This window comes from Mesorhizobium sp. M7A.F.Ca.AU.002.02.1.1 (assembly GCF_003998535.1).
In the GTDB taxonomy this organism is placed as follows: Bacteria; Pseudomonadota; Alphaproteobacteria; order Rhizobiales; family Rhizobiaceae; genus Mesorhizobium; species Mesorhizobium ciceri.
Map to the genome: position 1 here is coordinate 1 of NZ_RZPB01000565.1, position 4,007 is coordinate 4,007.

4 protein-coding genes are annotated in these 4,007 nt (G+C 62.5%); 1 reads left to right on the forward strand and 3 read right to left on the reverse strand.

Going from position 1 to position 4,007, the window contains the following annotated elements; genetic code table 11:
* Nucleotides 1–1,876, forward strand: a 1,876-nt coding sequence (locus EN879_RS26775; RefSeq protein ID WP_127274347.1) for a DEAD/DEAH box helicase, incomplete at its 5' end; no start/stop codon positions are given.
* Between the two features lie 77 nt (nt 1,877–1,953).
* Here the strand turns inward: EN879_RS26775 and cyoD are convergent.
* The 3 genes from cyoD to EN879_RS26790 form a co-directional block, all read right to left on the reverse strand.
* Complete coding sequence (cyoD, locus tag EN879_RS26780; RefSeq protein ID WP_063170618.1) at nt 1,954–2,361, reverse strand: cytochrome o ubiquinol oxidase subunit IV; 408 nt, start codon at nt 2,359–2,361, stop codon at nt 1,954–1,956.
* Nucleotides 2,358–3,044 (reverse strand): cytochrome (ubi)quinol oxidase subunit III, encoded by a 687-nt coding sequence (locus tag EN879_RS26785; RefSeq protein ID WP_082826763.1) that lies wholly within the window; start codon nt 3,042–3,044, stop codon nt 2,358–2,360. Before EN879_RS26785 ends, cyoD begins: the two co-directional genes overlap by 4 nt.
* A partial coding sequence (locus EN879_RS26790; protein WP_206521010.1) for a cbb3-type cytochrome c oxidase subunit I occupies nt 3,041–4,007 on the reverse strand: 967 nt, incomplete at its 5' end. The genes EN879_RS26790 and EN879_RS26785, both read right to left, overlap by 4 nt.

The following is a 4,007-nucleotide window of genomic DNA, read 5'->3' on the forward strand; positions in this document are numbered from 1 at the left end:
TGGCGGGGCTTCCTTGCTGGTTCCGGTCGACGACTTTGGGAAAATATGGCGCTACGGCTCGGAACCGGAGGCAGTGTCGCTCGATCGCCTCAACGGCGAGGGCTGGCCCAAGCGACGCGAGGCTGCGTTGCGCGAGATCGACAGGCTGGCCAAGCGCCTGGTGGGCCTTGCCGAGATGAGGTCCAGCCAGCCCGCCGAGATCATCAAGCCCTCCCGCGCGGACTTGGCCCGTTTTGCGGCGAAATTTCCCTATACCGAGACTCCTGACCAGGCCGCCGCCATCCGCGCTGTGCTCGACGACCTTTCCTCGGGGAGAACAATGAACCGGCTCGTCTGCGGTGATGTTGGCTTCGGCAAGACAGAGGTGGCTTTGCGTGCTTGCGCCGCCGCCGCCCTCTGCGGGAAACAGGTTGCGGTCATAGCGCCGACAACCGTGTTGGCACGACAGCACTATGAGACGTTCAGCCGCCGTTTCGCAGGAACGGGCCTGCAGGTCGCCCACCTGTCAAGGATGGTCGGGGCAGCAAAGGCAAAAGCGGCAAAGGAGGGCCTGCGGAGCGGCCAGGTTGCGATCGTCGTGGGTACTCAGGCCTTGGCGTCCAGGAGCGTCACATTCGCCAATCTTGGACTGCTGGTGATTGACGAGGAGCACCGGTTCGGCGTCAAGTTGAAGCTGGCCCTGCGGAAGATGGCGCCCTGCCTTCACACGCTGAGCATGAGCGCCACGCCGATACCGCGGACGCTGCAATCGGCGCTGTCGGGCATCCAGGATGTCAGCGTTCTAAACTCTCCGCCCGCCAAAAGACGTCCCGTCCGCACGATACTGGCGGCGTTCGATCCAGCATCGGTGCGCGCGGCCCTCTTGCGTGAATTTCACAGGGGTGGACAGAGTTTCTTCGTGGTTCCTCGCATCGAGGACATTGGCCCGGTCTCTGACCAGCTGAACAGGCTGGTGCCGGAACTCGGCGTTATGACGGCGCACGGTGAAATGAAAGGGAGGCAGCTGGACGAAGTCATGGTCGGATTCGCTGACGGTGATGGCGACATTTTGTTGAGCACCGACATCATCGAGAGTGGGCTCGATGTGCCTCGAGCCAACACCATCATTGTCTGGCGCCCGGACCGGTTCGGTCTGGCGCAGTTGCACCAGCTACGGGGTCGGGTCGGTAGAGGAGCGATGCAAGCGGCTGCGTTTCTTCTGACGGAACCTGGCGTTGAGCTGGCCGACGGCACCAGGGCCCGGCTTTCGACAATGCTTGCGCTCGATCGGCTTGGCTCCGGCCTGGCAATCAGTCAAAGGGACCTCGACCTGCGCGGCGCCGGCGATCTGTTCGGCGAAGATCAGGCTGGGCATATGAAACTGATCGGAGTGGGCCTCTACGAGCACTTGCTGGAGCGGGCGGTCTCGGCGGCTGGAGAAGGGGCCGACCCCAACAGGCAACTTGCCAACATCAACGTGCCTGCAAAACGGGCTTTTCCCGAAAGCTATGTAAACGAGCCTACTGTCCGTGTTGGCCTCTATGCGCGGCTCTCTCGTATTCGTTCTGACTTGGACCTTGATGCATTCAGCGAGGAGCTCGAGGACCGCTTTGGTGACATGCCTGGCGAAGTGACCGTTCTGCTGGAACTTACCAGGTTGCGGATAGCAGCGTCGGAACTGGGTGTCGGCAAAGTTGATGTTGGGCCCGAAGCCGTCGCGATCACCTTGCGCAACAAGCCTCTGGCGTCACGATGGCGGGACAGGAAGGTGTTGGGCCTGGAGTACCGAAACGGCCGCGTGATTTTCAGGCGGATCGAGCCCCGCGTCTCAGGCATCGATGCCGTTCGCTTGGCGCTAGATGCCATACGTGCAGTTCAGCCAAAGCACGAGGTCTGACGAGCCTTTTATCTCCACCGCGGCGGTACAATGTACCAGCTTCATATTCACCTCAGCCAAGACTAGCAGGGCGAGGTTTAAGGCATCGTTCCGGCTTGATGGGCCGTCATGGCGGCCATGTTCTCGTTCAGGTGGGCCATGATCCAAACCGAGCCCAGGACCACCAGCGCAACGATCAGCACGCCGAAGGCCAGGGCCAGGATGTTGTTGGTGTTGTCCGGCCCGGTGGTCAGGTGCAGAAAGAAGACAAGATGCACGCCCATCTGCGCGACAGCGAGCACCACCAGGGCCGAAATCACCGCCGGCTGGTAAATCAGATCGGTTTGAGCCGCCAGGAATGACGCGATCGTGAGCAGGATGGCCAGGCCGTAGCCGATCACATAGCCCAACAGCCCTCCAGCCACTTCGTGCTCGGTTATACGTTCCTCGCCCGGTGCGGAATCGCGGCGGTCCTGCATCTCGCCGGGCCTGCTCTCGATGGTCATGGCGATGCTCCCAACAGATAGACCAGGGTGAAGATGGCGACCCAGATGATGTCGAGTGCGTGCCAGAAAAGCCCGAAGCAGTGGAGCCGCCGCAAAATATCCGACCGAAAACCCTTGACCCATAGCTGCGCCATCATTGTGCCCAGCCAGAGCAGCCCCAGCCCGACATGGGTGCCGTGGCAGCCAACGAGCGCAAAGAAGGCTGATAGAAATGCGCTGCGCGAAGGCCCCGCCTGCTCGCCGATCATCGCCGCGAATTCCTGTACCTCCAGAAACAGGAAGGCTGCCCCGAGCAATCCGGTGACGAGCAGCCAGGCCTGCGTGGCAGCCATCGATCTGCGATGGGTCGCGAGTGTCGCCAGGCCACCGGTGAAGCTCGACGTGAGCAGAAGGCCCGTCTGCACCGCAACGCGGGTGGGCTCGAACAAATCCTTGCCGGTCGGTCCGCCGGCGGTCGCCTTGGCAAGCACGGCATACGCCGCGAAGAAGGCCGAGAATATGATGATGTCGGACAGCAGAAAGATCCAGAAGCCATATGCCACGGTGACGAATTTCGAGGCCGGGCCGCCTTCTCCGTGGCCGGTCGCGGAGCGCACGCCATGTCGGCCGCCCTGACCAAGCCGATAGGGGTCTCGGGCCTGGGTGCCCGCGCCGAAGTCGCCGGGTAGCGCGTGATCGCTCATGCCGGCCGCTCCCAGCGCCGCAGCCGGGCTGACTGTGCGGCCTTGTGGTCATCGTCGATGCGCGCGACCTTTTCGGCGGGAATCTCATAATCCCCATGATCGCGCCAGGCGAAGACGACGAAGGTCGCGTAGGCGCCGATGAAGCCGACGATCGCCAGCCACCATATATGCCAGATCAGCGCGAACCCGATCAGCGTGCTGAAGAAGGCGGTGACGAAGCCTGTCGGGCTGTTGCGCGGCATCTCGATAGGCTCGTATCCTTCCTCCGCACCGGGCCTCTTCTCCTCCCTTGCCCGTTGCTTGATGCGCCAGTAGGGCTCTTCATCCTCGACGAAAGGCAGCCGCGCGTAGTTGAAAACGGGGGGAGGGGAAGACGTCGACCATTCCAGTGAACGCCCGTCCCATGGGTCGCCTGTCTCATCGCGAAGCTTGTCGCGATGTCGGATCGAAACGGCGAGTTGCATGATCTGCAGTGCGGCGCCGGCGATCATCACCAGCACGCCGAACGCGGCCACCACCAGCCATGGCGCCCAAAGATCCATGTCGATATGCTGCAGGCGCCGCGTCATGCCGAGCAGACCGACGATATAGAGCGGCACGAAGACCAGCATGTAGCCGGCCAAGGTGACCCAGAATGCGGCCTTGCCCCAGCCTTCGTGCAAGCGGAATCCGAACGCCTTGGGAAACCAGTAGGTGAAGCCGGCGAACGCGCCGAACAGCACGCCCGAAATGATGACGTTGTGGAAATGCGCGACGAGGAAAAGGGAGTTGTGCAGCACGAAGTCGGCCGGTGGAACGGCAAGCAGAACGCCGGTCATGCCGCCGACGGTGAAGGTGGTCACGAAGCCCAGCGCCCAAAGCATCGGCGTGTCGAAGCGGATGCGCCCGCCATACATGGTGAAGAGCCAGTTGTAGATCTTCACCCCGGTGCCGACGGCGATGACCGACGTGGCGATGCCGAAG